General features: G+C 65.3%; 24 protein-coding genes. 12 read left to right on the top strand and 12 right to left on the bottom strand.

All coding sequences use genetic code 11. From position 1 onward, the window contains the following. The first annotated feature begins 11 nt into the window (after positions 1 to 11). The 6 genes from lptC to ACK6C6_RS17820 all read left to right on the top strand — a co-directional run bounded on the left by lptC (position 12) and on the right by ACK6C6_RS17820 (position 5,126). Positions 12 to 614, top strand: coding sequence for an LPS export ABC transporter periplasmic protein LptC (gene lptC / locus ACK6C6_RS17845; protein ID WP_409268545.1), 603 nt, complete (start codon positions 12 to 14; stop codon positions 612 to 614). Positions 615 to 649: 35 nt separating this feature from the next. Further along, positions 650 to 1,207 (top strand): lipopolysaccharide transport periplasmic protein LptA, encoded by a 558-nt coding sequence (lptA, locus tag ACK6C6_RS17840; protein WP_036208787.1) that lies wholly within the window; start codon positions 650 to 652, stop codon positions 1,205 to 1,207. Positions 1,208 to 1,215: 8 nt separating this feature from the next. After that, positions 1,216 to 1,995, top strand: a complete 780-nt coding sequence (gene lptB / locus ACK6C6_RS17835; RefSeq protein WP_409268543.1) for an LPS export ABC transporter ATP-binding protein — start codon at positions 1,216 to 1,218, stop codon at positions 1,993 to 1,995. A gap of 15 nt (positions 1,996 to 2,010) precedes the next feature. Continuing rightward, positions 2,011 to 3,486 (top strand): RNA polymerase factor sigma-54, encoded by a 1,476-nt coding sequence (locus ACK6C6_RS17830; protein ID WP_409268541.1) that lies wholly within the window; start codon positions 2,011 to 2,013, stop codon positions 3,484 to 3,486. 58 nt (positions 3,487 to 3,544) lie between these two features. Then, the gene (gene hpf, locus ACK6C6_RS17825) at positions 3,545 to 3,898 is read left to right on the top strand and encodes a ribosome hibernation-promoting factor, HPF/YfiA family (protein ID WP_027865734.1); all 354 of its coding nucleotides are present in this window, start codon (positions 3,545 to 3,547) and stop codon (positions 3,896 to 3,898) included. A gap of 142 nt (positions 3,899 to 4,040) precedes the next feature. Then, a complete protein-coding gene (locus ACK6C6_RS17820; protein ID WP_409268540.1) occupies positions 4,041 to 5,126 on the top strand; it encodes an enoyl-CoA hydratase/isomerase family protein in 1,086 nt (361 codons plus the stop codon). Positions 5,127 to 5,246: 120 nt separating this feature from the next. On the opposite strand, the gene rapZ is transcribed toward ACK6C6_RS17820, so the two are convergent. The 5 genes from rapZ to ilvA all read right to left on the bottom strand — a co-directional run bounded on the left by rapZ (position 5,247) and on the right by ilvA (position 10,546). Beyond that, the gene (gene rapZ / locus ACK6C6_RS17815) at positions 5,247 to 6,125 is read right to left on the bottom strand and encodes an RNase adapter RapZ (RefSeq protein WP_409268538.1); all 879 of its coding nucleotides are present in this window, start codon (positions 6,123 to 6,125) and stop codon (positions 5,247 to 5,249) included. Between the two features lie 38 nt (positions 6,126 to 6,163). Then, on the bottom strand, positions 6,164 to 7,099 hold the full coding sequence (gene hprK, locus ACK6C6_RS17810) for an HPr(Ser) kinase/phosphatase (RefSeq protein ID WP_409268537.1): 936 nt from the start codon (positions 7,097 to 7,099) through the stop codon (positions 6,164 to 6,166). A 52-nt stretch (positions 7,100 to 7,151) separates the two neighbouring features. Further along, positions 7,152 to 7,634 carry a PTS sugar transporter subunit IIA gene (locus tag ACK6C6_RS17805; RefSeq protein WP_409268536.1) on the bottom strand — a complete coding sequence of 161 codons (483 nt, stop codon included), beginning with the start codon at positions 7,632 to 7,634 and terminating at the stop codon, positions 7,152 to 7,154. 354 nt (positions 7,635 to 7,988) lie between these two features. Then, a complete protein-coding gene (gene queF, locus ACK6C6_RS17800; protein WP_409268534.1) occupies positions 7,989 to 8,822 on the bottom strand; it encodes an NADPH-dependent 7-cyano-7-deazaguanine reductase QueF in 834 nt (277 codons plus the stop codon). A gap of 185 nt (positions 8,823 to 9,007) precedes the next feature. Then, on the bottom strand, positions 9,008 to 10,546 hold the full coding sequence (gene ilvA / locus ACK6C6_RS17795) for a threonine ammonia-lyase, biosynthetic (protein ID WP_409268532.1): 1,539 nt from the start codon (positions 10,544 to 10,546) through the stop codon (positions 9,008 to 9,010). Positions 10,547 to 10,745: 199 nt separating this feature from the next. Here ilvA and ACK6C6_RS17790 point away from each other — a divergent pair, with 199 nt between their 5' ends. The 6 genes from ACK6C6_RS17790 to ACK6C6_RS17765 all read left to right on the top strand — a co-directional run bounded on the left by ACK6C6_RS17790 (position 10,746) and on the right by ACK6C6_RS17765 (position 17,279). Next, on the top strand, positions 10,746 to 11,249 hold the full coding sequence (locus tag ACK6C6_RS17790; RefSeq protein WP_209589333.1) for a YqaA family protein: 504 nt from the start codon (positions 10,746 to 10,748) through the stop codon (positions 11,247 to 11,249). Between the two features lie 6 nt (positions 11,250 to 11,255). Beyond that, the gene (locus ACK6C6_RS17785) at positions 11,256 to 11,852 is read left to right on the top strand and encodes a transglutaminase-like domain-containing protein (protein WP_409268530.1); all 597 of its coding nucleotides are present in this window, start codon (positions 11,256 to 11,258) and stop codon (positions 11,850 to 11,852) included. Positions 11,853 to 11,877: 25 nt separating this feature from the next. Beyond that, entirely contained in the window at positions 11,878 to 12,198 is a 321-nt protein-coding gene (locus tag ACK6C6_RS17780; protein ID WP_409268528.1) for a hypothetical protein, read from the top strand. A gap of 211 nt (positions 12,199 to 12,409) precedes the next feature. Continuing rightward, a complete protein-coding gene (locus ACK6C6_RS17775; RefSeq protein ID WP_409269192.1) occupies positions 12,410 to 16,417 on the top strand; it encodes a DUF3683 domain-containing protein in 4,008 nt (1,335 codons plus the stop codon). After that, complete coding sequence (locus ACK6C6_RS17770) at positions 16,414 to 16,851, top strand: HIT family protein (protein ID WP_409268526.1); 438 nt, start codon at positions 16,414 to 16,416, stop codon at positions 16,849 to 16,851. The genes ACK6C6_RS17775 and ACK6C6_RS17770 overlap by 4 nt, the downstream gene beginning before the upstream one ends. A gap of 11 nt (positions 16,852 to 16,862) precedes the next feature. Then, positions 16,863 to 17,279, top strand: a complete 417-nt coding sequence (locus tag ACK6C6_RS17765) for a gamma-butyrobetaine hydroxylase-like domain-containing protein (RefSeq protein WP_209589159.1) — start codon at positions 16,863 to 16,865, stop codon at positions 17,277 to 17,279. Between the two features lie 95 nt (positions 17,280 to 17,374). On the opposite strand, the gene ACK6C6_RS17760 is transcribed toward ACK6C6_RS17765, so the two are convergent. From ACK6C6_RS17760 to ACK6C6_RS17730, 7 genes are all read right to left on the bottom strand, one after another. Beyond that, positions 17,375 to 17,581, bottom strand: a complete 207-nt coding sequence (locus tag ACK6C6_RS17760; RefSeq protein ID WP_027865721.1) for a cold-shock protein — start codon at positions 17,579 to 17,581, stop codon at positions 17,375 to 17,377. Between the two features lie 215 nt (positions 17,582 to 17,796). Next, on the bottom strand, positions 17,797 to 19,266 hold the full coding sequence (locus ACK6C6_RS17755) for a hypothetical protein (RefSeq protein ID WP_209589160.1): 1,470 nt from the start codon (positions 19,264 to 19,266) through the stop codon (positions 17,797 to 17,799). A 36-nt stretch (positions 19,267 to 19,302) separates the two neighbouring features. Next, complete coding sequence (locus ACK6C6_RS17750; RefSeq protein WP_209589161.1) at positions 19,303 to 19,833, bottom strand: hypothetical protein; 531 nt, start codon at positions 19,831 to 19,833, stop codon at positions 19,303 to 19,305. Between the two features lie 10 nt (positions 19,834 to 19,843). After that, the gene (locus tag ACK6C6_RS17745; protein WP_036208728.1) at positions 19,844 to 20,533 is read right to left on the bottom strand and encodes a C39 family peptidase; all 690 of its coding nucleotides are present in this window, start codon (positions 20,531 to 20,533) and stop codon (positions 19,844 to 19,846) included. A 13-nt stretch (positions 20,534 to 20,546) separates the two neighbouring features. Next, the gene (locus ACK6C6_RS17740; RefSeq protein WP_209589162.1) at positions 20,547 to 20,936 is read right to left on the bottom strand and encodes a hypothetical protein; all 390 of its coding nucleotides are present in this window, start codon (positions 20,934 to 20,936) and stop codon (positions 20,547 to 20,549) included. A gap of 65 nt (positions 20,937 to 21,001) precedes the next feature. Then, the gene (locus ACK6C6_RS17735) at positions 21,002 to 23,326 is read right to left on the bottom strand and encodes a hypothetical protein (RefSeq protein WP_409268522.1); all 2,325 of its coding nucleotides are present in this window, start codon (positions 23,324 to 23,326) and stop codon (positions 21,002 to 21,004) included. 344 nt (positions 23,327 to 23,670) lie between these two features. Then, positions 23,671 to 25,005: a sigma 54-interacting transcriptional regulator gene (locus tag ACK6C6_RS17730; protein WP_409268520.1), complete on the bottom strand. Its 1,335-nt coding sequence runs from the start codon at positions 25,003 to 25,005 to the stop codon at positions 23,671 to 23,673. Positions 25,006 to 25,080: the final 75 nt, after the last annotated feature.

The raw sequence follows: 25,080 nt of genomic DNA, 5'->3' as shown, positions 1-25,080 counted from the left end.
CGGGACACGACATGGTCACCTACAAGCGCACCGCCCACCGCTGGAAGCTCCTGACGATCATGATGATCGCGACCTTCTGCGCCTTCGGCAGCTTCTGGCTGGTGCAGGTGATGGAGCAGGAGGACGCCGGCGCCCGCCTCGGCGGACCGGGGGACGAGCCGGACTACATCGTCGAGAACTTCTCCTTCGTGCGCATGACGGAAGAGGGCAAGCCGAGCTACGTGGTGTCGGGCAAGCGCCTGGCGCATACGCCGCTGAACGACGTGTCCCAGGTCGAGGCGCCGGTGATGCAGGGCATGACGCCCGGCCGGCCGCGCATGACCATCGTCGCCAACCGCGCCCAGCTCTACCATGAAGAGCACCGCGTCGAACTGCTCGGCAACGTCGACATCCAGCGCCCGGCCACGCCGACCAGCGAAGCGCTGCGCGTGCAGACGCAGGCGCTGACCGTGCTGCCCGACGAAGAAATCCTCAAGACAGACCAAGCGATCGAGATGCAGCTGGGGGCCGCCACCGTGACCGGCACCGGCATGGTGGCCAACAACGCGACCCAGAAGCTGCACCTGGCCAGCCGCGGCCAGATCGTCTATCCGCCACGCGCGCAGCGGCAGTAGGGCCGCGCCGCGTCAACCCAGGACAAAGCAAGAACATGAAAAAAATCATCGCTGCCGTATTCCTCAGCCTGGCCGCCTTCGGCGCCTCGGCGGAGCGTGCCGATTCGCTCAAGCAGGCCGTGATCAACTTCGATTCCCTCGACGTCGACGAGGTCACGCAGACCCGCATCCTGACCGGCAACGTCGTGCTCACGCGCGGCACCCTGGTGCTGAAGTCCGACCGCGCCCTGGTGAAGGAAACGCCGGAGGGCTACATGAGCGTGACCCTGACCGCCAACAACGGCAAGCTGGCGACCTTCCGCCAGAAGCGCGACGGCGGTCCCGACCTGTGGGTCGAGGGCCAGGCCCAGCGCATCGAATACGACGAGCGCGCCGAACTGGTCAAGCTGTTCACCAGCGCCGAGGTGCGCGAGCTGGAGGGCGGCCGCATGACCAACGAGATCAAGGGCCCCTTCATCTCCTACGACAACCGCCGCGAGGTCGCGCAGGTGCGCAACGATCCCACCGGCCAGAGCAAGGTGGGCGGCGGCCGCGGTACCCTGATCATCGCGCCGCGCCGTACCACGGCGCCAGCCGAAGGTGCAAAGCAATGACGGCAGCCATGAGCGCAAGTACGGACGCAGCGGCCACCGCGGTCGAAGGCTGCAGCACCCTGATCGTCAAGGGCCTGCAGAAGAGCTACGGCAAGCGCTTGGTGGTGCGCGACGTGTCGCTGCAGGTCGAGTGCGGCGAAGTGGTGGGCCTGCTCGGCCCCAACGGCGCCGGCAAGACCACCTCCTTCTACATGATCGTCGGCCTGGTGCCCTCGGACGCCGGCACCATCGACATCAACGGCACCGACATCTCGAGCCTGCCGATCCACCGCCGTGCGGTGCTGGGCCTGTCCTACCTGCCGCAGGAAGCCTCGGTGTTCCGCAAGCTGACGGTGGAGGAGAACATCCGCGCCGTGCTGGAACTGCAGCGCGTGGACGGCAAGCCGCTCACCCGCGACCAGATCAACGAGCGCCTCGACACCCTGCTGGCCGAACTGCAGATCGAGAAGCTGCGCGAGAACCCGGCGCTGTCGCTGTCGGGCGGCGAACGGCGCCGCGTCGAGATCGCGCGCGCGCTCGCGACCAACCCGCGCTTCGTGCTGCTCGACGAACCCTTCGCCGGCGTCGATCCGATCGCGGTGATCGAGATCCAGCGCATCGTGCGCTTCCTGAAGGAGCGCAACATCGGCGTCCTGATCACCGATCACAACGTGCGCGAGACGCTCGGCATTTGCGACCGCGCCTACATCATCAACCAGGGGGCGGTGCTGGCCTCGGGCCGCCCTGACGACATCATCGCCAACGAATCCGTACGGCGCGTGTACCTCGGCGAGCACTTCAGGATGTAATCAAGAGCACCAGGCATGAAACAGTCTCTCCAGCTACGCACTTCGCAGCACCTGGCGCTCACGCCGCAGCTGCAGCAGTCGATCCGCCTGCTGCAGCTCTCCACGCTCGAACTGCACCAGGAGATCGAGCAGATCCTGCACGACAACCCGCTGCTCGAACGGCTCGACGATCCGCTCGACCGCTCGGTGCGGCTTCTGGCGGACGGCGCGATCAATACCGCGCCGGCGAATGGCGAAGCGCCGGCGCCCCAGCCGGGGCAGGAAGGGCAGGAGGGCGCGAAGGCCGAGCCCGAGGGCACGGATGGCGAAGACCATGGGGAGCGTGGCGAGGCGGATGCGGATTGGGGCGGTGAAGGCGGCGGCGCGCGCAGCAGCGACGACGAGGACGGCCGTCCGCAGCTGGAAGCCGACGGCATCACGCTGCGCGAACACCTGACGGAACAGATCCGCCTGACCGGCTGCAGCCTGCGCGATCGCGCGCTGGCCGAGCTGGTGATCGATGCGCTCGACGACAACGGCTACCTGGAAGAGCCGCTCGACGACATCCATGCGCGCCTGCCGGCAGAACTCGAGATCGAGATGGACGAGCTGCGCTGCGCGCTGGCGCTGGTGCAGAGCCTGGACCCGGTGGGCGTGGGCGCGCGCAGCGCGGCCGAATGCCTGGCCCTGCAGATCCGCCGCATGCCGGGCGTGCCCCTGGTGACGCGGCGCCTTGCCTTGAAGATCGTCGAAGGCTACCTGACCTGGTTCGCGCAGCGCGAATACACCAAGCTGAAAAAGGCGCTCGACTGCGACGACGAAGACCTGCGCGAGGTGCAGGCCGTGGTCCGCCAATGCAATCCGCACCCGGGCGCCGCCTTCGGCTCGGGCACGTCCGACTACGTGGTGCCGGACGTGATCGTGCGCCGCGCCAAGGACGGCTGGGCCGTCTCGCTGAACCCGGAAGTGATGCCGAAGCTGCGCGTGAACAGCCTGTACGCGAACCTGCTCAAGCAGGGTAGAAGCGAAAGCCAGATGGGCGCGCAATTGCAGGAAGCCAAGTGGCTCATCAAGAACATGCGCCAGCGCTTCGACACGATCCTGCGTGTTGCCGAGGCAATCGTCGAGCGCCAGCGCAACTTTTTCAGCCACGGCGCGGTTGCCATGCGCCCTCTTGTTTTGCGTGAGATAGCTGATACACTAGGCCTACACGAGAGCACGATCTCGCGTGTAACCACGCAGAAATACATGCTGACCCCGCACGGCATGTTCGAGCTGAAGTACTTCTTCGGAAGCCACGTCGCCACCGAAGCGGGGGGAGAAGCCTCCTCGACGGCGATCCGCGCGCTTATTGCGCAATTGACAGGAGCAGAAGACCCTAGGAATCCTCTATCCGACAGCAAGATCGCGGAGATGCTCGGGGAACAAGGTATGGTCATTGCGCGCAGGACGGTTGCCAAATACCGCGAAGCGCTCAAGATTCCGCCCGTCAGCCTCCGCAAATCCCTGTAAAGCACCTGCCCACTCTCACCTTGTGGCGCGGGCAGGGCACCTTCCCAAAGGAGTGTGTATGAACCTCACAATCAGCGGCCACCATCTCGAAGTCACCCCCGCCATCCGTGAATACGTTCAGAATAAGCTCGAGCGCATCACCCGCCATTTCGACCACGTGATCGACACCCACGTGTTCCTCGCCATCGATAACCTCACTGAAAAAGAAAAACGGCAAAAGGCCGAGATCAACCTACAGGTATCGGGCAAAATTCTGCATGTGGCGAGTGCTGCGCAAGATCTGTATGCGGCCATCGACACCTTGATGGACAGGTTGGACAGGCAGGTTCTGAAACACAAATCCATGCTGCAAAATCATAACCACGTGGCGCACAAGCGCCTTCCGGACAACGGAGAAGCCGCTGCCGCGTAACTGATACGGGTAGCCGCAAACACAGCAAGGGCGTCTGAGGGGACGCCCTTTTTGCTTTTGTACAATACCTGTTACTTTTCCACGCTTCCGTTTGTACAAATGTTCTGTAGAATGCATGTCTTTTCGATCACAGAATACCATCATGACCGATACCGTCCTGACCCGCGTTGCCAACCGCACCGGCGTCATCACGCTCGACCGGCCGAAGGCGCTGAACTCCCTCTCGCTCGACATGGTGCGCGCCCTGAGCGCCATCCTGCTGCAATGGAAGGATGACGCAGGCATCGACGCGGTGGTCATCACCAGCAGCAGCGAGAAGGCCTTGTGCGCCGGCGGCGACATCCGCTTCTTCCACGAGATGGGCCACGTCGGCCCCATGGGCGGCAGCGCGCTGCTGGAAGACTTCTTCACCGAAGAATACGCGCTGAACCACCTCATTCATTTCTACCCGAAGCCCTACATCGCCGTGATGGATGGCGTGGTGATGGGCGGCGGCATGGGCATCGCCCAGGGCGGACCTAGCTGCGGCCTGCGCATCGTGACCGACCGCACCAAGATGGCGATGCCCGAGGTGAACATCGGCCTGTTCCCGGACGTGGGCGGCAGCCACTTCCTGTCGCATGCGCCGGGCCAGCTGGGCCAGTACCTGGGCCTGACCGGCCTGACCATCGGCGCGGCCGATGCGCTGTATGTGGGGTTGGCGGACGTGTACGTGCCGGGCGCGGAACTGGCCGGCCTGATGGCGCTGGTCGAGACGACCCCGGGCGCGCAGCTGCCGGCGGCGATCCGCAGCTATGCGGCGCAATTCGCGGGCCAACTGGGGCCGAGCGAACTGCAGGCGCAGCGCGGCGTGATCGATGCGCACTTCGGCGCCGCCAATGTGGCGATGATCATGGCTTCGCTGGGTCGTGACGAGAACCCGTTCGCGCAGAAGGCGCTGAAGGCGATGCGCCAGCGCTCGCCCCTGATGATGTGCGTGACCCACGAACTGCTGCTGCGCGGCGCCTCGCTGGACGTGGCGGACTGCCTGCGCATGGAGCGCAACCTGGTGCGCCGCAATTTCGAGCACGGCGAAGTGCTGGAAGGCGTGCGGGCGCTGGTGATCGACAAGGACAACCAGCCGAAGTGGAATCCGCCGACGCTGGAGGAGGTGAAGCCCGAGATGGTGGCGCGCTTCTTCGAGCCGGTGTGGCCTGATTACGCACACCCGCTGCGCCACCTGTCCTGACGTTTCTCGTAGGGTGGACGGCTTCGCCGTCCGCGCGTTCAAACAGCCCTTGCGCTGCGACGTCGCATCAATTTATCCCGGAGTTGAACGCGCGGTCGGCAGAGCCGACCACCCTACGGTTTAATGGGACGCGTGCTTCGGCTGCTCGCGGTGACGAATGATCACCCGCTCCGTCTGCCCAAAGTAGGCCCCCAGCCTTTCCGCCATGTAGACCGAACGGTGCTGCCCGCCGGTACAGCCCACCGCCACGGTGAGGTAGGACCGGTTGTCCGTTTTGAACGAGGGCAGCCACTTTGCAACAAAAGCGCGGATATCTTCCAGCATCTCCACCGCGCTCGGCTGGGCGTCGAGGAAGGCGATCACCGGCGCGTCCTTGCCCGTGAGCGGGCGCAGCGCCAGGTCGTAGTAGGGATTGGGAACCGCGCGCACGTCGAACACGAAGTCGGCATCCAGCGGCACCCCCACTTTGAAAGCGAAGGATTCGAAGAACAGGGTCAGCGGGGCATGCTCGAGGTCGGCCAGTTCCTTGACCCAGGCGCGCAGCTTGTTGGCGGACAGTTCCGAGGTGTCGATCACGTGGCCCAGGTTCTCGATCGCCGACAGGCGCTCGCGCTCCTCGGCGATGCATTCGATCAGGGTGCGGCGCGAGGCCGGATTCTCGCCCGGGCGCAGCTCGTGCGACAGCGGGTGGCTGCGCCGCGTCTCGGAGAAACGCGCCACCAGCGAGTGCGTGCTCGAGGTCAGGAACATCACCTTGACGTTGTGGCCTTCCTCTTTCAGGTGGCGCACGCTCACCGGCAGTTCGACCAGCGATTCGGCACTGCGCGCATCGACAGCGACGGCGATTTTCTCCGTGCCTTTTTCACTGACCGCATACACCAGGGCCGGCAGCAGGGCCGGCGGCAGGTTGTCGACGCAGTAGTAGCCTGCGTCTTCCATGACATTCAGGGCAACCGACTTGCCCGAGCCGGAAATACCGGTAATGAGGACGATGTGCATGCTTGGGATGATACCCCAAATGGCGAAGTGATCGTACCTCAGTCGGCGCTCATGGCCTGGCGCTGGCGCTCCATGAACTCCTGCAGCGTATCGATGCCGCGCAGCTGCAGGATGGTGTTGCGCACGGCGGCCTCGAGCAGCACCGCGATGTTGCGGCCGGCCGCCACCGGAATGACCACCTTGCGGATCGGCAGGCCCAGCACGTCCTCGGTCGGGTGGTGGAAAGGCAGGCGCTCGACCTCTTCGTCGAGCGCGCCGCGCTTGACCAGGTGGACGATGAGCTTGAGGCGCATCTTGCGGCGCACCGCGGTCTCACCAAAAATCGCCTTGATGTCCAGCAGGCCCAGGCCGCGCACTTCCAGCAGGTTCTGCAGCAGCGGTGGGCAGCGGCCTTCGATCATGTTCGGCGCGATGCGCGAGAATTCCACCGCGTCGTCGGCTACCAGGCCGTGCGAACGCGAGATCAGTTCCAGGCCCAGCTCGCTCTTGCCCAGGCCCGAGTCGCCGGTGATCAAGACGCCCACGCCCAGCACGTCCATGAACACGCCGTGCATGATGACGCGCTGCGCCAGCTTCTTGGATAAATACACGCGCAGGAAGTCGATCACCTGCGCCGCCGGTAGCGGGGTCGAGAACAGGGGAATGTTCTGCTCGTCGCAAATGGCCAGGATGTCGGGCGGGGTTTCCAGACCCTGGGCGATGATCAGGGCCGGCGGGCCACCACCGATCAGCTCACCGATCACGTGGGTGCGCGAGCTGGATTTCAGGCGGTGGTAATAGTTCAGTTCCTGGTGTCCGAACACCTGGATCCGGCCCGGGTGAATCAAATTCAGGTGGCCGACCTGGTCGGCGGCCGAGGCCGCGTCGCCCGCGATCTGCCGCTCGCCGCCGGGGAAACCCGCGAACCAGCCCAACTGGAGGCTGTCGCGGTTGTCATCGTACAAACGCTGGATGGTCAGCGGAGTCTGCAGCATGGGCATATCGTCGGATGCGCGGCCAATTGCCGCACGGACAGTCTAATACAAATCAGCCCAAGGCCTGCAAGCTCGGTTGCCAGTTGATGATGCGTTCGTGGACCGACTTCGGATCCGGATCGGTGGCCAGCGCGTTGCGCACGGCTTCGTCCGAGAACAGCTCGGCGATTTCCGACAGGATTTCGAGGTGCTGCTGGGTCACGTGGTCCGGGATCAGGAGGAAGAACAGCAGGCTGACCGGCTGGCCGTCAGGCGATTCGAAGGGAATCGGTTCCTTCAGGCGCACGAAGGCCGCCAGCGGCGACTTCAGGCTCTTCGAGCCCTTGATCCGCCCGTGCGGCACGGCGACGCCATGGCCGAGACCGGTGGAGCCGAGGCGCTCGCGTGCGAACAGGTTGTCCGACACGGTAGAACGGGCGATGCCGCAGTTGTTCTCGAAAATCAGGCCAGCCTGCTCGAATGCACGCTTTTTGCTGGAAACTTCCAGATCCAACTGCACGTTCTCGAGCGAGAGGATTTTGCAAAGGTTCGTCATAACTTGTATGCCATGCACAGGGTGGGGTGTGCTTGCGAGGCGGAATTATAGGCCTGTTTCAGGACGGTGACATTCGATTTCGCATCTGTACAGGCATACAGTCACCTACATGGGGACGGTATGGCGAAAGCGTAGTGTTTTGCCATGAAATCGGCTTAGCAATTAAACGCAATTTCCTAAGCGAAATCGCAGGGAAAGTGGCGCAAATGGAGGTGCGATAGCCTTCGCACCATCTTTTCCATGCATTGTGCCCGTTTTTTGAGCACGACGTTCGGATGCCGTTTTTGTATCAAAAACTTGCGCCGGGTGTGGCTGAAAACGCACAGCCGGCTTGCAAGCGTACACGGTTTCAGGTTATTGACGCGCGGTGCGCAGGTTGGACGGCTTGCCGGTGCTGAAATTGGCGCGCCAGGGATTGATGTCGAGTCCGCCGCGGCGGGTATAGCGTGCATACACCGCCAGCTTGGTCGGCTTGCACTGGCGCAGCACGTCCATGAAGATGCGCTCGACGCATTGCTCGTGGAATTCGTTGTGCTCGCGGAAGCCGATCAGGTACTTGAGCAAGCCTTCCTGGTCGATCTGCGGACCGACATAGCGGATCTGCACGGTGCCCCAGTCCGGCTGGCCGGTGACGAGGCAATTCGATTTCAGCAGGTGCGACACCAGGGTTTCCTCGACCGGCGCTTCCGTCTGGTTGGCGCTCAGGAGTTCGGGCGAGGGGACGTACTGGTCGATCTCCACGTCGAGGCGGTCGAGCAGGCTGCCTTCCAGTTCGCCCATTGCCAGGCTGCCGAAGGCGTCGGGCGTGGTGATCGTCACGTGCACCGGCGCGCCGAAAGCTGCGGACAGGTCCTGGCGCAGCAGTTCGGCCAGCGCATCGGTACCAGCCAGGCGGGTCTGGTTGAAGGAATTCAGGTAGAGCTTGAACGACTTCGATTCGACGATGTTGGGCGAATCGGCGGGCGCCGTGATGGTGGCGATCGCCACCTGCGGCTTGCCGCGCATGTTCAGCCACGACAGTTCGTAGGCATTCCAGATGTCGACGCCGAAGAAGGGCAGGGTCTTGCCCGCTCCCAGGCCGATCTCTTCGCGCTTCTGCAGGCGCGGGATCGGGAACAGGAGTTCGGGGGCGTACTGGCTCTGGTACGCGGAGGTTTTGCCAAGTGGCGATTGATCAGGAGTATTCATAGGAAACATGAACGCTTTTGACGTTCGTAGGGTGGGCGGCTCGTGAATTGGTCCACTGGACCAATTCACCCCACGCGGTCATTAAAGTTTGCGTACTCGCGGCGTGGATAACACTGCGGTACGAAATTGGGCACCGGCCTTCGCCGGTGCGACGTGCATAAGCTTGGGGTGAAATCAGCCGAATTCTAGGCGCCGAGGAACAGCTTATAAACGGGATTGCTGCTCTCGTCCCAATACCGGTACCCCAGCGTCGCCAGGAACTGCCGGAACTCCTCCATCTCCGCCGCCGGCACCTGCAGGCCGACCAGGATGCGTCCCACGTCGCCGCCCTGGTTCCGGTAGTGGAACAGCGAGATGTTCCAGTTCGGCGCCATGCTGTCGAGGAAGCGCATCAAGGCCCCCGGCCGTTCGGGGAACTCGAAACGATACAGCAATTCGTCCTGGGCCTGCGCGCTTTTCCCGCCCACCAGGTGGCGGATGTGCAGCTTGGCCAGTTCGTCGTGGGTCAGGTCGAGGGTGCGGAAGTCGTGTTCCTCGAAGGTGCGCGCCAGGAGGCCCGACTCGCTGCGGCTGCCCACCTGCACGCCGACGAAAATGTGCGCCTCGCGCGAATCGGCCATGCGGTAGTTGAATTCGGTGACGTTGCGCGGGCCGACCAGGGCGCAGAAGCGGCGAAAGCTGCCGCGCTGCTCGGGGATGGTCACCGCGAACACGGCCTCGCGCGATTCGCCCAGTTCCGCGCGCTCGGCCACGAAGCGCAGGCGGTCGAAGTTCATGTTGGCGCCGCAGGCCACCGCCACCAGGGTCTCGCCCTTGACCGGATTCTTCGCCATCTGCGAGCGTTCCACATAGGCCTTGGCGCCGGCCACGGCGAGGGCGCCGGCCGGCTCGAGGATGCTGCGGGTGTCCTGGAACACGTCCTGGATCGCGGCGCAGATCGCGTCGGTGTCGACGATGATGATCTCGTCCACCACCTGTTGCGCCACGCGGAAGGTTTCCTCGCCCACCAGGCGCACCGCGGTGCCGTCCGAGAACAGGCCGACGTCGTTCAGGGTCACGCGCTGGCCGGCCTTCAGGCTCCTTGCCATCGCATCCGAATCGATGGTCTGCACGCCGATCACCTTGATGTCCGGGCGCACCGCCTTCACGTAGGCGCCCACGCCCGCCACCAGCCCGCCGCCGCCGATGGCGACGAAGATCGCGTGGATCGGGCCGGAATGCTGGCGCAGGATCTCCATGCCGATGGTGCCCTGGCCGGCGATGACGTCGGGGTCGTCGAAAGGATGGACGAAGGTCAGGCGCTGTTCCTTTTCCAGCAGCAGCGCGTGGTTGTAGGCGTCGGTGTACGACTCGCCATGCAGCACCACTTCCACGCTGGCGCCACCACGCGCCTTCACCGCGTCGACCTTCACCTGCGGGGTGGTGGTCGGCATCACGACCAGGGCGCGGCAGCCGAGGCGGCTTGCTGCCAGGGCCACACCCTGGGCGTGGTTGCCGGCCGAGGCGCAAATCACGCCGCGCTTCAGTTGCTCGGGCGTGAGGTTGGCCATCTTGTTGTAGGCGCCGCGCAGCTTGAAGCTGAACACGCTCTGCATGTCTTCGCGCTTGAAGTAGATGCGGTTGCCGAAGCGGTTCGACAGGGTGGGTGCGTATTCGAGCGGGGTTTCTTCGGCGACGTCGTAGACGCGGGCGGTCAGGATTCTCTTGAGGTAGTCGGTAGTCATGGTCGGCAATCTGGCTGCAATGCCGGCGGTGGATAGGGGCCGGCGGTCCGGACGACACACACTTTTCCTCGCGGAGGGTGACCGGGGCGGAGTGGCGATACGGCGCGCTGGATAGCAGGCTCGGCGTATCGTGTCGTTACGATAGGTGATCCTCATTATAATGGACACCTATCGCAATTGCTCACTGCCCCCCGTCCCGATGATCGAAAACGCCGTCCTCTGGCTGCTGGACCTCCTTGCCGCTCCGACCGTCGGGCTTACTTCCATCTTCATCATCAGCTTCGTCTCGGCCACGCTGCTACCGCTCGGCTCCGAGCCGGCCGTCTTCGCCGTGGTGAAGGCCAATCCGGCCATGTTCTGGCCGGCCATCCTGGTGGGCACGGTGGGCAACACGCTGGGCGGGGCAGTGGATTACTTCATCGGCTACCGCGCCAAGATCGCCTTCGCCAAGGAGCGCCAGAGCCGCTGGTTCGGCTGGCTCAAGAAGTACGGCGCCAAGACCATGCTGCTGTCCTGGGTGCCGGGCGTGGGCGACCCGCTGTGCACCCTGGCCGGCTGGCTGCACCTGCCGTTCTGGCCGAGCGTGATGTACATGGCGATCGGCAAGTTCGCACGCTACGTCACCATGACCGCGATCCTGCTGTACATCCCGGACGGGTTCTGGAAGACCGTGGGCGACTTCTTCGAGCGCCTGATCGGCTGACAGGACATGGACCGCAGCGCACTACAAGCCTACCTCGGCGCCAGTACCTGGATCGATGCCGATCATCCGGACGTAGCGGCCACTGCCCGCCGCCTGGCGGCAGGGACAAGCTCGGAAGCCGACATCGTGCGCGCCTGCTTCGAATTCGTCCGCGACGAGATCGCGCATAGCGCCGATTTCCGGCGCAATCCGGTCACCTGCCGCGCCTCAAGCGTGCTGCAACACGGTACCGGCTTCTGCTACGCCAAGAGCCACCTGCTGGCGGCCCTGCTCAGGGCCAACGGCATCCCGGCGGGCCTGTGCTACCAGCGCCTGGCGACCGGCGATAGGGCCGCGCCGTATTGCCTGCATGGGCTGAACGCGGTCTGGCTGGCGGACCTTGGCTGGTACCGGCTCGACCCGCGCGGCAACAAGCCCGGCATCGACGCCCGCTTCGACCCGCCGCGCGAGCTGCTCGCCTTCAGCCTGAGCGACCCGCAGGAACGCGACCTGCCCGGCGTGCTGGCCGAACCGCTGCCGGTCGTGGTCGAGGTGCTGGAGCGCTGCGACACGGTCGAGCAGGTGCTGGCCGGCCTGCCCGACCTGGCCGACGATCCGCCCTGACGCCGAGTCGGGTATCATGCGGGCCATGAACAAGCCCCCAAGCCTTCTTTCCCTGCTCCTCGTCCTGGTCGCCCTGGCAGTGTTCGGTGTCATCGGCGCCAAATACATGCTGAGCTCGCACAAGGAGTCCACCAACGAGCAACTCGGCCTGGTCTGGCCGGGCATCGCCGCCATGCCGGAAGGGGACCGCAACTTTCTCGTCGAACTCGCCCATACCTGTAACCTGACCATGCGCGAGCCGGTACGTGCCGAGGTCGTCGACTGCCTGCGCTCGGTCCAGATGAACGAGCAAGCAAAGGCCCGGCTGGAGCGCCTGATCGGCCAGGCGCCGGCGCAGCAGCGCTGAAGCATCCTTATGCAATATGCCATTCGTGGGCGGGATGCAAACGAATGATGCATCTAGGCAGCTTTTTGCAAACGTAATTTGCATCTTTTGCCCGCTGTTGAAATTTTCTTGCGTGCCCTTTCTTTTGATTCTAGCCAGCGTCCAGCGTGGTGCAGCGCAATAAGCTAGAATGAACGTCCTTCGGACCCGTCCGACCGACGCCCTGCATCTCATGAACGCGCCCGCACATATCCATACCCTGCTCGCCGACAATGCTCCTGCACGACTGCGCGAGATCCCCTACAACTACACCTCGTTCTCCGATCGCGAGATCGTGATCCGCCTGCTGGGCGAGTCCTCGTGGCGCCTGCTCGACGAACTGCGCGGGGCGCGCCAGACCGGCCGCTCGGCGCGCATGCTGTACGAGGTGCTGGGCGATATCTGGGTGGTGCGCCGCAACCCCTACCTGCAGGACGACCTGCTGGACAACCCGAAGCGCCGCCAGAAGCTGATCGACGCCTTGCACCACCGCCTGGGCGAAGTCGACAAGCGCCGCCTGAGCGTGGACGCCGCCGAAGGCGATGCCGAAGCCTCCGCGTCGCGCAGCGCCGCGGTCGAACAGCTCCTGGCCGCCGCCCGCAAGGCCGTCGACGATTTCGCGCGCGAGTTCCGCGAGACCTACGACCTGCGCAAGCGCGCCAAGCAGGTGCTCGGCGCCTACACCGACAAGCGCAACATCCGCTTCGACGGCATGCACCGGACCTCGCACGTCACCGACGCCACCGACTGGCGCGTCGAATACCCCTTCCTGGTCCTGCTGCCCGACAGCGAGGAGGAGATGGCCGGCCTGGTCAAGGGCTGCATCGAACTGGGCCTGACCATCATCCCGCGCGGCGGCGGCACCGGCTACACCGGCGGCGCCATTCCGCTCACGCCGATGTCGGCCGTGATCAACACCGAAAAGCTGATCGGTATCGGTGAAGTCGAATTGAGCCGCCTGCCGGGCGTGGACCGCGAATACGCGACCATCCACACCTACGCCGGCGTGGTCACCCAGCGCGTGTCGCAGGCGGCGGAAAAGGCGGGCTTCGTGTTCGCGGTCGACCCGACCTCGGCCCACGCGTCCTGCATCGGCGGGAACATCGCGATGAACGCCGGCGGCAAGAAGGCCGTCCTGTGGGGCACCGCGCTCGACAACCTGGCTTCCTGGCGCATGGTCGACCCGAACGGCGACTGGCTGGAAGTCACGCGCATGGACCACAACCTGTCCAAGATCCACGACGCCCCGGTCGCCACTTTCAAACTCGAATGGACCCATCCGACGCCGCGTGGCGCTGCCAAGGGCGCGCCGTTCCGCACGGAGACGCTCACCATCGAAGGTCGCCGCTTCCGCAAGGAAGGCCTGGGCAAGGACGTCACCGACAAATTCCTGGCCGGCCTGCCGGGCATCCAGAAAGAGGGCACCGATGGCTTGATCACCTCGGCGCGCTGGATCCTGCACAAGATGCCGAAGTTCACCCGCACCGTGGCGCTGGAATTCTTCGGCCAGGCGCGCGACGCAATCCCGTCGATCGTCGAGATCAAGGACTACCTCGACGGCCTGCCGAAGAACGGCGACCCGGCCTTCGCGACCATTCGCCTGGCGGGCCTGGAGCACCTGGACGAGCGCTACCTGCGCGCGGTCGGCTATGCCACCAAATCCAAGCGCGGCGTGCTGCCCAAGATGGCGCTGTTCGGCGACATCGTCGGCGACGACGAGAACGCGGTCGCCATCGCCGCCTCGGAAGTGGTGCGCCTGGCGAATACCCGCGTCGGCGAAGGTTTCGTCGCCGTGAGCGCGGAAGCGCGCAAGAAATTCTGGCTCGACCGCGCCCGCACCGCGGCCATCGCGCGCCATACCAACGCCTTCAAGATCAACGAAGACGTGGTGATTCCGCTGAACCGCATGGGCGAGTACACCGACGGCATCGAGCGCATCAACGTCGAGCTGTCGATCAAGAACAAGCTGCAGCTGGCCGGCGAGCTGCGCCAGTACCTCGCCAACGAGCACCTGCCGATCGAAAAGAGCGACGACGCCACCGGCGACACCGTCGACCGCAACGAGATCCTGGGCGACCGCCCGCAGCAGGCGGTGGCGCTGGTGGAGCTGGTCCATGCACGCTGGAGCTTCATCCTCGCGAATCTCGACCAGAAATTGGTCGACGTGCGCGGCAAGCTGGACGAGCTGGGCCTGGACCACCTGTCCTCGACCCTGGACCAGCGCATCGGCCTCCAGCCGGACGCGCTGCTGTTCGACGTGGTGCAGGACCACACTATCCGCGTCTCCTGGAAGCAGGAACTGCGTGCGCAGCTGCGCCAGATCTTCAACGGCGCCGCCTACAAATGCATCCTCGACGAATGCACGGCCATCCACAAGCGCGTGCTGCGCTCGCGCGTGTTCGTGGCCCTGCACATGCACGCCGGCGACGGCAACGTGCATACCAACCTGCCGGTGAACTCGGACGACTACGCGATGCTGCAGGATGCGCACGCCGCGGTCGAGCGCATCATGCGGCTGGCGCGTTCGCTGGACGGCGTGATCTCGGGCGAGCACGGCATCGGCATCACCAAGCTCGAATTCCTCACCGACGACGAGATCCGCGAATTCCGCGACTACAAGGAACGTGTCGATCCGGAAGGCCGTTTCAACAAGGGCAAGCTGCTGAACACGACGGCGGTATCGGCCGACCTGCGCAACGCCTACACCCCGTCCTTCGGCCTGATGGGCCACGAATCGCTCATCATGCAGCAGAGCGACATCGGCGAGATCGCCAACAGCATCAAGGACTGCCTGCGCTGCGGCAAGTGCAAGCCGGTCTGCACCACCCACGTGCCGCAGTCGAACCTGCTGTACTCCCCACGCGACAAGATCCTGGCCACCTCGGCGCTGATCGAAGCCTTCCTCTACGAAGAGCAGACCCGCCGCGGCGTCTCGATCCGCCACTGGGAAGAATTCGAAGACGTGTCCGACCACTGCACCGTGTGTCACAAGTGCGTGACGCCGTGCCCGGTCAACATCGACTTCGGCGACGTCTCGATGAACATGCGTAACCTGCTGCGCAAGATGGACAAGCGCAGCTTCAAGCCGGCCAACCGCGCCGCCATGTTCTTCCTGAACGCGACCGACCCGACCACCATCAACCTGACCCGCAAGGCCATGGTGGACCTGGGCTACAAGGCCCAGCGCATGGGCAACCAGCTGCTGCGCGGCCTGGCCAAGCCGCAGGTGGAAGCGCCGCCCCCAACCACCGGCAAGGCGCCGGTGCGCGAGCAGGTGATCCACTTCATCAACAAGAAAATGCCGGGCAACCTGCCGAAGAAGACGGCGCGCGCGCTGCTGGACATCGAGGACGACAAGGTCATCCCGATCATCCGCAACCCGAAGGCGACCAACGCCGACACCGAAGCCGTGTTCTACTTCCCGGGCTGCGGTTCGGAGCGCCTGTTCTCGCAGGTGGGACTGGCCACCCAGGCGATGCTGTGGGAAGTGGGCGTGCAGACCGTGCTGCCGCCGGGCTACCTGTGCTGCGGCTACCCCCAGCGGGGAGCAGGCCAGTACGACAAGGCCGACAAGATGGTGACGGACAACCGCGTGCTGTTCCACCGCATGGCCAACACGCTGAACTACCTCGACATCAAGACGGTCGTGGTGTCGTGCGGCACCTGCTACGACTCGCTGGCGAACTACGAGTTCGACAAGATCTTCCCGGGCTGCCGCCTCATCGACATCCACGAATACCTGATGGAGAAAGGGGTGAAGCTGGAAGGCGTCACCGGCACCCGCTACATGTACCACGACCCCTGCCACACCCCGATGAAGATGCAGGATTCGCTCAAGACCGTGAACGCGCTGGTCTCCACCGTGGACAACGTCAAGATTGAGAAGAACGACCGCTGCTGCGGCGAGTCGGGTACGTTCGCCATCAGCCGTCCGGACATCGCCACCCAGGTGCGTTCGCGCAAGCAGGGCGAGATGGAGAAGGGCGCGGATAAACTGCGCGACGACGGCTTCAAGGGCGACGTCAAGATCCTGACCAGCTGCCCGTCCTGCCTGCAGGGCCTGTCGCGCTACAACCATGACGCCGGCACCACCGCCGACTACATCGTGGTCGAGATGGCGCGCCACCTGCTGGGCGAGAACTGGATGCCCGACTACGTCGCCCGTGCCAACAACGGCGGCATCGAAAGGGTGCTGGTATGAAGGAAGTGCGCCACGAACCCGGCTGCGAACTGTGCCATCTGACGGTGCCGGTCGTCTGGCAGGACGAGAAGCTCTCGGTCATCCTGGTCGACGACGCCGCCTACCCGGGCTTCTGCCGCGTGATCTGGCGCGAGCACGTGCGCGAGATGAGCGACCTGTCGCATGAGGACCGCCTGCTGCTCAACGAGGCCGTCTACCAGGTCGAGCAGGCGGTGCGCGAAATCATGCAGCCGCTGAAGGTCAATGTGGCCAGCCTTGGCAACGTGGTGCCGCACCTGCACTGGCATATCATTCCGCGCTATGCGGACGATGCGCATTTCCCGGCGCCGGTATGGGCCCAGGCCACGCGCGGGACGGACGACGAGGTCCTGGCCGCGCGCCGCGCATTGCTGCCGGACCTGGCCGCCGCGATCGCGAAGCACTTCAACGAATAAGAGGAGACACCATGCCCAACCCACTTGATATCGCCGTGCGCCAGAAATCGCGCGTGCTGGACATCTCTTTCGACGACGGCAGCAGCTTTTCCATCCCTTTTGAGCTGATGCGCGTGTATTCGCCCTCGGCCGAAGTCAAGGGCCACGGCCCGGGCCAGGAAGTGCTCCAGGTCGGCAAGCGCGAGGTCGGCATCACCGGCGTGGAACCGGTCGGCAACTACGCGATCAAGCCCCTGTTCGACGATGGCCACGGCAGCGGCATCTTCACCTGGGATTACCTGTACAAGCTGGGCAGCGAGCAGGCTTCGCTGTGGCAGCAATACCTGGACCGCCTGCATGCGGCCGGCTTCGCGGGCGACAGCGGGCGCGCGCCGGGCACCGAAGTGCCGGGCGCGGCGCCGAAGTCGGGTTGCGGGCATCATCACTGACCGCTGCCTGAACGGGGCCCACAAAAATAAAGAGCACGTCTGTCGACGTGCTCTTTTTTTTTGGCGCGCTCCCTGGGGAGCGCAGCAGTGGTGTCTCAGGCCTGTGGCTGGATGTTCGCAGCCTGCTTGCCCTTCGGGCCTGCAGTGATGTCGAAGCTCACGCGCTGGTTTTCCGCCAGCGACTTGAAGCCTTGGGTGTTGATGGCCGAGAAGTGTGCAAAGACGTCTTCGCCACCGCCGTCCGGGGTGATGAAGCCGAAACCTTTTGCATCGTTAAACCACTTTACAGTGCCAGTCGCCATGGTAATTCCCTCAATGAAGTTTATCTATGTTATTGCTTTGTCGGACGTCAGGAGGTAGTGGATCCAGCGGCGTGCTCAACATTGCAAAAATGATTATAGAGACAATTTTTTAAAAGGGAAGGAACTTTTTTCAATCGTGCGCCTCCCTTTTTTCAGTGTGGGCCGCCGGTCTCCGGCAGCGGCCTACTAGCTATCAGAAACCTGGTAGAAACCTATCAGAAACTGAGCGGCATCCGTATCGTCAGCGACACGTCCGGGGTATCGCGCGTCACGCCGGCACCCACTGCCACCGACAGCGAGCGTTTCTCGTTGAAGCGGTAGGAATAGCCGATCAGCAGGGTGCCGAGCTGGGTCCTTACCGATCCCGGTACCGTGCGGCCGTTCTGTTTCATGCGCGCCACCGTGCTGTGGTCGTAGCCGAGGCTGAGCGAGGCCTTGTCGTTCAGCGCCAGGCCCATGCCGAAGTTGAAGCCGATGATCGCGCCCGGCGCCAGCTCGCCCAGCGGTTCGCGGATGCCGTTGCGCACCAGGCGCTGCACGTTGCTGCGCTTGAAGTTGTGCAGGTAGCTGAGGTTGCCGAAGAAGACCGCCGGGTCGGACGGGAACAGCCAGGTCAGGCTGCCCTGCAGCGAGTGGAAGCCCGAGCCGGTCGGCAGCGACAGCGGCAGGCCAGTGCCGGTCACGTTCTCGCCGATGCAGCGGGTCTGGCAGTCGGTGACGACTTCGAACGGGTCCTTGCCGGTGGTCGACTTGTAGCGCAGGCCGCCGATGTAATAGGCCTTGTCCGGGCCGCCGTTGTTCAGCTGGTAGCGGCCGGCGATTTCGACGTCGCCCAGCGCCTTGCCGCTGGTGTCGAACACGCGCTCGACCGCGGTGCCGGTGAAGATCTCGCGGCTGACGGTGGCGTCCGAACGGTACACGTAGGGCACCTTGACCTCGACTTCCATCCGGTTGTTCAGGCCGGTGCGGCCGGTGAGCGAGCCGGTGAAGGTGTTGCGCTTGACCTCGCGCACGTCCACCAGGCCGATCAGGAGGGCCGGGATCACGGTGTAGCCGACCAGGGCCACGCGGTTGCTCGACGAGTAGCCGAACTGCAGGGCGGGTTCGAGGATGTACTTGCCGCGCGGCGTCAGCACGCCCGGGGCTTCGAACAGCGGCGCCACTTCCGGCGGGCGCTGGTCCTTCTGGTTGTTCTGGATACGGCTGGCCGTGTTCGCCTGGGCCGGCGGCCGCGCGGCCGGCTGGGCCGGGGCAGGGCCGGGCACGACCGGCGCCGGGGTCGAGGGCGGCCGGCCGTTGCCCGGCGCGTTATTGTTCTGCGCGGTGCGCGGGGCGTTGTTCTGCGCCGGGGCCGGCTGGTTGTTCTGGGTGTTCTGGCCGCCGGTGCCGCGCTGCTCGGACAGCAGCAGGTCGTCGACGCGTGGAGGCAGTTCCAGGTTCTCGGCCAGCACCGGGCGGGCGTCGTCGCGCCTTTCCTCGATGCGGTCGATCTTGGCGCGCTGCGCCTGCACTTCGCGCATCAGGCGGTCGACCAGTTCGCGCTGGGCGGCCAGTTCGGCCTTCAGCGTGGCCAGTTCGGCAGCCTTGTCCGGTTCGGCGGCAGGCGTCCCCTGGGCTTGGGCGACAGGGGCCAGCAGCATTGCCGCGAGGCTCGCGGCGCCTAGGCGCGCGACGTGGGTGGGCATGCGTTTCTCCATCGGCAAATTAATAATATTGCAATGTTACAGGCTTCCTGCCGAGCGCACGATTGCATCCCGAATTGTTGAGTGAAAATTGAGGTCTTTGATGAGCGCCATGCTGTTGACCGTCGAGCTGATGGTCGTCTGGGCCATGATGGCCTGGTGGTCCAGGCTGTTCTGGACCAGGGTGGCGCCGCTGCCCAGGCCGATGTCGTTGGGCGCGAAGTTGCTGCCGCCGATCTGGATCAGGCGCGCCGTACCGAGCGCGTCGCGCGCCTGCATCAGCTGCTCGGCATTCATCGAGGCGACGTCGGGAATGGCGACGTTGGTGCGCGACAGGATCTCGCCGTTGACGGATACCACGCGCTCGATCCCGAGCGAGATATTCAGGCCGCCCGGCATTTCGAAGCCGCCGCGGTTGGCGTCGAGCGTCTGTTCGTCGACCGGCGCCCATTCCTCGGCGGCGATCACGGCCACCTTCCCCTGGGCGAGCGCTGCACCGCAGGCTCCGGCCAGCAGCGTGGCCGCGAGGGCCCGGCATGCGAATTTCGGCCAGCTGATGAGCCAGTCCATGGCATTCCTCTCAAAAATCGCCGGGGCCGAACTTCGGCAGGCCCTGGCTGTATTGTTCCTGGTTGATGCCGGTGCCGAGCGGCGCGCGCGGCGCGGCGCGCCAGTCGTCGGCGCCGTTGAAGCCGGCTTTGGCGATCGTGTTCGGGTAGCGGTGCACCACGAACAGCAGCTTGTTGGCCCACAGTTCCATGAAGCGTTCGCGCGTCACCGAGCGGGCCCCGCTGGACGGATCGCCCAGCAGGATGCGGCCATCCTCGGCGCCCTTGATCACCACGAAGTGGTTGTAGCCGCGGTCGCTGATCAGGACGATCGCCGGCAGTTTCGCCTCGAGCAGCTTGTCGAGCGGCTGCTGGAAGCCGTCGCCGACGAAGCCGCGGGTGGCCAGGTAGCGCTTCATGTCGAGCATGGAGAAGCCCTGCTGGCGGATCTTGGCCTGGTCGCCGGTGAGGAACATCTTCTCGAAGACTTCCTTCTCGGTCACCGGGGTGTCGTAGTGGTAGGTCAGCAGCGTGGCCAGGGCGGCCGAGCCGCAGCTGAAGTCGAACTGCTGGCGGGTGGTCTTGCGAAACTTGATCTCTTTGAGAGAGGTGACCGGCACCGTGGCGCGCTGGCCGACGGCCAGCTCGATGCTCGATGCCAGGCACCCGGGTGCCAGCAAGATGCCGCCCACGGCGGCACAGATGGCGACGTACGTTTTCATAAAGCCTTCATGCCTATTGCAGGCGCAGGTTGATGACGGTGGCGTTCTGGATCAGCACGTTCGAACCGCTGTTCTGAATCACCATCGGCAGGCCTTGCGCGTTCGCGAACGAACCGCTGTCGATGACGTTGTTGCCGCTGACCGTATTCACTGCGGTGTTGTTGCCCACCGTGCCGCCCAGCACCGCTTCGCTATGCATGGTGTCGTCCTTGCCGGAAGTGCGTCCCAGGCGTTCGCTGGTGACGGCTTCGCCCCAGATGCCGGCCTCGCTGCGTGTTGCCGGGGCCACGTTCACTTCGGCCAGGAAGTCGAGCTTGATCGGCAGCTTCTCCTGGTCGGCGGCCTGGACCGCCAGCGGGAGCGCGACAAGCGCCGCCAGCACGAATCGGTTCACAGGTTTCATAAGCACTCTCCTCGATTCCGAAAAACCGCCGCGCGGCGGATGCCGCGCGGCGGTGACTGCTGGTCTTACTGGCCGCTGCCCACGTTCATGTTCGACTGAACGTTGACGCTTTGCTGGATCAGCGAGGAGAAGCCGTTGTTCTGGCTGATCACGGAGACGCCGGCTGCCGACTGGGCGATGTTCGACATGGTGTTCGACATGTCGAAGGCGCCGGTAGTCACCGACTGGGTGCCGCCGTTGCCGCCGGTACCGTTGCCGCCGTTGCCGGCCATGGCTTCGCCGCCGGTGGTGGTGCCGCCTGCGCCGCCGGCGCCGCCGGTCGAGGTGCCGCCCATGCCGCCTTCGCCGCCGTTACCGCCGGTGCTGGCGCCCGAGGTGCCGCTGCCGCTGGTCGAATCGCCGTTGGTGGCGTCGCCGGCTGCTGCGCCGCTGCCGCTGGTGTTCGAGGCTGCGCCGCTGGCTGCGCCCGAACCGCCTGCGCCGCCTGCAGCACCCGAACCGCCTGCCGCGCCGGCGCCGCCGTCGCCGCCCGAGCCGCCTGCGCCGCCCATGCCGCCTTCACCGCCCGCTGCGCCTGCGCCGCCGGTCGAGGTGCCCGAAGCGCCTGCGCCGCCGGTCGAGGTGCCGGCTGCGCCTGCGCCGCCGGTCGAGGTGCCTGCTGCGCCTGCGCCGCCTGCGCCGCCTTCACCGCCGGTGCCCGAAGCGCCGGCGCCGCCGGTGCCCGAACCAGCAGCACCGCCGGTGCCGCTCAGGGCTGCGCCGGCACCGCCGGTGCCGCCGGTTGCTGCGCCGCCGGCTGCGCCTGCGCCGCCGGTCGAGGTGCCCGAAGCGCCCGAGCCGCCTGCGCCGCCTGCTGCGCCTGCGCCGCCTGCGCCGCCGGTCGAGTCGCCGCCGGTGTTCATGGTGTCGCCGTTGGTGCCGGCGCCCGAGGTCACCGAACCGGCGGTGCCGTTGGCAGCGCCGCTGGTGCCGCCTGCGCCGCCTTCGGTGCCAGGCATCACCGCGCCGCTCGAGGCGCCGTTGTCGCCCTGGCCTGCGCCGCCGGTGCCGGCGCCGCTCGATGCGTTCTGGGTCGAGCCCGACGAGGAGCCGCCTGCGCCGCCCATGCCGCCGAGGCCGCCGGCTGCGCCTGCACCGCCGGTGGCGCCCGAGCCGCCGCCCATGCCGCCGTTACCTGCGGTTGCGCCGCCGTTGTTGCCGCCGTTGCCGCCGTCGAGGGCGCCGGTTGCGCCGCCTGCGCCGCCGGTTGCGTCGCCGCCCAGGCCGCCAGTGCCTGCACCGCCCGAGGCGCCCGCGCCGCCCATGCCGCCGGTGGCGCCCGAAGCACCGCCCAGGCCGCCGGTGGCGCCCGAGCCGCCGCCCATGCCGCCGGTAGCGGTCGAGCCGCCGCCGAAGCCGCCCGAACCGCCAGCCGCGCCTGCGCCGCCGGCGTTGCCGCCTGCGCCTGCACCGCCCATGCCGCCGGCTGCACCCGAGCCGCCCATGCCGCCCGCTGCGCCCGAGCCGCCCATGCCGCTCGATGCGTTACCGGTGTTGCCGCCTGCGCCGCCTGCGCCGCCGGCTGCGTTGCCGACCGAGGCTGCGCCGCTCGAGGCGCCGCCGCTGATGCCCTGGCCGCCTGCGCCGGCCGATGCGCCGTTGGCGCTACCGGCTGCACCGCCGGCTGCACCTGCAGCACCGTTTGCCTCGCCGCCGGTGGCCACGCCGCCTGCCGCGCCGTAGCCTGCCGCGCCGTTGGCGTTGCCGCTGCTGTTGGCGACGTTGCCGATGTTGTTGATACGGTTGCCGCTGACTTCACCGGTCAGGTTGCTGATCGAATTGGCGCTCGAGGTGTTGTAGGAGTTGCTCATGCTCGAGGTCGCGTTGCCGCCGTTGTTGGCGGCAGCTGCGCCGGCAGCCGAAGCGGAAGCGTTGCCCGAGCTGCGGTTCTGGCCCGAAGCGTCGCGCGAGTTGTTGGTGTTGGTGGTGTTCGTGGTGGTGCTGTTGTCCGAACGGTCGCTGTTGTCCGAACGGTCGCTATTGTCCGAACGGTCGGTATTGGTCGTGGTCGTGTTCGTGCGGGTGCTGTTGTCCGAGTTGTCGCTGTTGTTCGAACGGTCGCTGTTGTCCGAACGGTCGGTGTTGGTCGTGTTCGTGGTCGTGTTCGTGCGGGTGCTGTTGTCCGAGTTGTCGCTGTTATTCGAGCGATCGCTGTTGTCGGTATTGGTCGTGGTGTTGGTACGGGTGCTGTTGTTGGTGTTGTCGGTCGTGTTCGTGCTGTTGTTCGAACGGTCGATATTGGTGGTTTGCGTGTTGTCGCCGCGGACGCGGTCGACGGTGGTGTTGCCGTCTTGTGCGTGGGCCAGACCAAATGCCGAAGCGATCGCGATCGCCAGAATAGTGCGCTTCATCTGTTACTCCCCTAAGTGTGTCACTGAAAAGTTGAAATGCCCGGCGTTCCATGTCACCGGTCCATCTCCCTCATAGCAGTTTGCGTGCCAGCTCTTTAAAATCTTGCAAGTCTTTGATTAATCTGATGATTTTTATGCTGAGCAAGCTTGTAGGACTAAGTTGATGAGGCAGTTCAATAACTCTGAAAAAAGCTGTCTCAAAACTGTGACAGTTGTAACAAGATTGTCACCAGACTGTATCACCCTGTAACAGCGCGCACAGGCGTGCAGAAGCAAACGCGGAATTGCGCTTGCTTCGAGAATGTAGGAAAAAAAGAGGGGGAAAGCGCCGGGGACCAGCGTGATCAGGGAGCGATCGAGTGCTTGGCCATCAGGCGATACAGCGTCATGCGCGAGACACCGAGTTCGCGCGCCGCCTGGCTGATGTTGTTGCCGCACTTGGCCAGGCTGTTCCAGATGGCGGTGCGTTCCGCGCTGCCGCGCGAGTGGTCGAGGTCGTCACGCAGGATGATGGCGTCGTCCTGTGGCGCCAGCTCGAGGTCTTCCGGCATGATGAGACGGTGCTCGGCGAGCACCATGGCGCGCCGCATGCGGTTGATCAGCTCGCGGATATTGCCCGGCCAGTCGTGCTGGGCCATGGCGCGCAGGGCCTGCTTGCTGATGCCCTTGAGCTGCGGGCTCTTCTCATCGGCAAATTTGTTAAAAATGATCTCGGTGAGCAAGGGCAGGTCTTCCTTGCGCTCGCGCAGCGGCGGTACCCGGATCGGGAACACGCTGAGCCGGTAATACAGGTCTTCGCGGAAGCGTCCCGCGGCCACCGCCTTGGGCAGGTCGACGTGGGTGGCGGTGATCACGCGCGCGTCGACCGCCACCGTTCGGGTGCCGCCCACGCGGTAGATGGTGCGTTCCTGCAGGAAGCGCAGCAGGCTGGCCTGCAGGTCGAGCGGCAGGTCGCCGATCTCGTCCAGGAAGATGCTGCCGCCGGAAGCCGCTTCGATCAGGCCCGGCTTGTCCTTTGCCGCGCCGGTAAAGGCGCCGCGCTCGTAGCCGAACAGCTCGGAGTGGATCAGCGAGGGCGGAATCGCGGCGCAATTGATGGCGATGAAAGGCCCGCCGGCGCGCGGCGATTGCGCGTGGATTTCCTGCGCCGCCAGTTCCTTGCCGCTGCCGCTTTCTCCCGAGATCAGCACCGGCGCATCGACTGCGGCGATCTTGTCGATGTGGGCGCGCAGGCGCCGGATCGCCACTGAGTCGCCGTCGATGTGGCGCGCGCTGGAAGCGCGCTTGTGCGGCGGCGTGGACCTGGCCAGCATGGCCATGCCGTGCGCGTGGCCGAGCGAATGGTGCAGGCGCACGGTGTCGACCGGACGGGTATGGAAATCGCACAGGTGGGTGGCGATGGCCTGGCGCAGCTGCGGACGGTGCAGCAGGTCGGGGCCGAATACGCCGATCCAGCGGATGTGATGGTGCTGCTGCAGGAAGCGTTCCGTCTCGTCATGCTCGAGGCTGCCGTCGCCGTCGAGCAGCAACCCGACCGCGTAGTGCTGCTGTGCAAGCACCTTGCGCGCAGCCGCGATACTGTCGACCGTGCATACGTCCCAGCCTCGCAGGTCGCCGCAGGCGGCGCGCATGCCCGCATTCCCTTCGTTGGTGATGCATAAGAGTCGTTTGACCGACACATTAACCTCGTTCTTATTCGTTATTACTGGTCATGCAGGCGACGATGTCGGCCGGATGCCCGAGGCTTAGGTAAA

It is taken from the genome of Massilia sp. BHUDP2 (assembly GCF_046236355.1).
Lineage (GTDB): Bacteria > Pseudomonadota > Gammaproteobacteria > Burkholderiales > Burkholderiaceae_D > Telluria > Telluria varians.
The sequence above is the reverse complement of the archived record's forward strand: the minus strand, read 5'-3'. Positions and strand labels throughout refer to the sequence as shown.

Bases quoted from the DNA above. Each gene is read 5' to 3' on its own strand.
- lptC (WP_409268545.1), top strand. From the start codon at position 12: ATGGTCACCTACAAGCGCACCGCCCACCGCTGGAAGCTCCTGACGATC.
- lptA (WP_036208787.1), top strand. From the start codon at position 650: ATGAAAAAAATCATCGCTGCCGTATTCCTCAGCCTGGCCGCCTTCGGC.
- lptB (WP_409268543.1), top strand. From the start codon at position 1,216: ATGAGCGCAAGTACGGACGCAGCGGCCACCGCGGTCGAAGGCTGCAGC.
- ACK6C6_RS17830 (WP_409268541.1), top strand. From the start codon at position 2,011: ATGAAACAGTCTCTCCAGCTACGCACTTCGCAGCACCTGGCGCTCACG.
- hpf (WP_027865734.1), top strand. From the start codon at position 3,545: ATGAACCTCACAATCAGCGGCCACCATCTCGAAGTCACCCCCGCCATC.
- ACK6C6_RS17820 (WP_409268540.1), top strand. From the start codon at position 4,041: ATGACCGATACCGTCCTGACCCGCGTTGCCAACCGCACCGGCGTCATC.
- rapZ (WP_409268538.1), bottom strand. From the start codon at position 6,125: ATGCACATCGTCCTCATTACCGGTATTTCCGGCTCGGGCAAGTCGGTT.
- hprK (WP_409268537.1), bottom strand. From the start codon at position 7,099: ATGCTGCAGACTCCGCTGACCATCCAGCGTTTGTACGATGACAACCGC.
- ACK6C6_RS17805 (WP_409268536.1), bottom strand. From the start codon at position 7,634: ATGACGAACCTTTGCAAAATCCTCTCGCTCGAGAACGTGCAGTTGGAT.
- queF (WP_409268534.1), bottom strand. From the start codon at position 8,822: ATGAATACTCCTGATCAATCGCCACTTGGCAAAACCTCCGCGTACCAG.
- ilvA (WP_409268532.1), bottom strand. From the start codon at position 10,546: ATGACTACCGACTACCTCAAGAGAATCCTGACCGCCCGCGTCTACGAC.
- ACK6C6_RS17790 (WP_209589333.1), top strand. From the start codon at position 10,746: ATGATCGAAAACGCCGTCCTCTGGCTGCTGGACCTCCTTGCCGCTCCG.
- ACK6C6_RS17785 (WP_409268530.1), top strand. From the start codon at position 11,256: ATGGACCGCAGCGCACTACAAGCCTACCTCGGCGCCAGTACCTGGATC.
- ACK6C6_RS17780 (WP_409268528.1), top strand. From the start codon at position 11,878: ATGAACAAGCCCCCAAGCCTTCTTTCCCTGCTCCTCGTCCTGGTCGCC.
- ACK6C6_RS17775 (WP_409269192.1), top strand. From the start codon at position 12,410: ATGAACGCGCCCGCACATATCCATACCCTGCTCGCCGACAATGCTCCT.
- ACK6C6_RS17770 (WP_409268526.1), top strand. From the start codon at position 16,414: ATGAAGGAAGTGCGCCACGAACCCGGCTGCGAACTGTGCCATCTGACG.
- ACK6C6_RS17765 (WP_209589159.1), top strand. From the start codon at position 16,863: ATGCCCAACCCACTTGATATCGCCGTGCGCCAGAAATCGCGCGTGCTG.
- ACK6C6_RS17760 (WP_027865721.1), bottom strand. From the start codon at position 17,581: ATGGCGACTGGCACTGTAAAGTGGTTTAACGATGCAAAAGGTTTCGGC.
- ACK6C6_RS17755 (WP_209589160.1), bottom strand. From the start codon at position 19,266: ATGCCCACCCACGTCGCGCGCCTAGGCGCCGCGAGCCTCGCGGCAATG.
- ACK6C6_RS17750 (WP_209589161.1), bottom strand. From the start codon at position 19,833: ATGGACTGGCTCATCAGCTGGCCGAAATTCGCATGCCGGGCCCTCGCG.
- ACK6C6_RS17745 (WP_036208728.1), bottom strand. From the start codon at position 20,533: ATGAAAACGTACGTCGCCATCTGTGCCGCCGTGGGCGGCATCTTGCTG.
- ACK6C6_RS17740 (WP_209589162.1), bottom strand. From the start codon at position 20,936: ATGAAACCTGTGAACCGATTCGTGCTGGCGGCGCTTGTCGCGCTCCCG.
- ACK6C6_RS17735 (WP_409268522.1), bottom strand. From the start codon at position 23,326: ATGAAGCGCACTATTCTGGCGATCGCGATCGCTTCGGCATTTGGTCTG.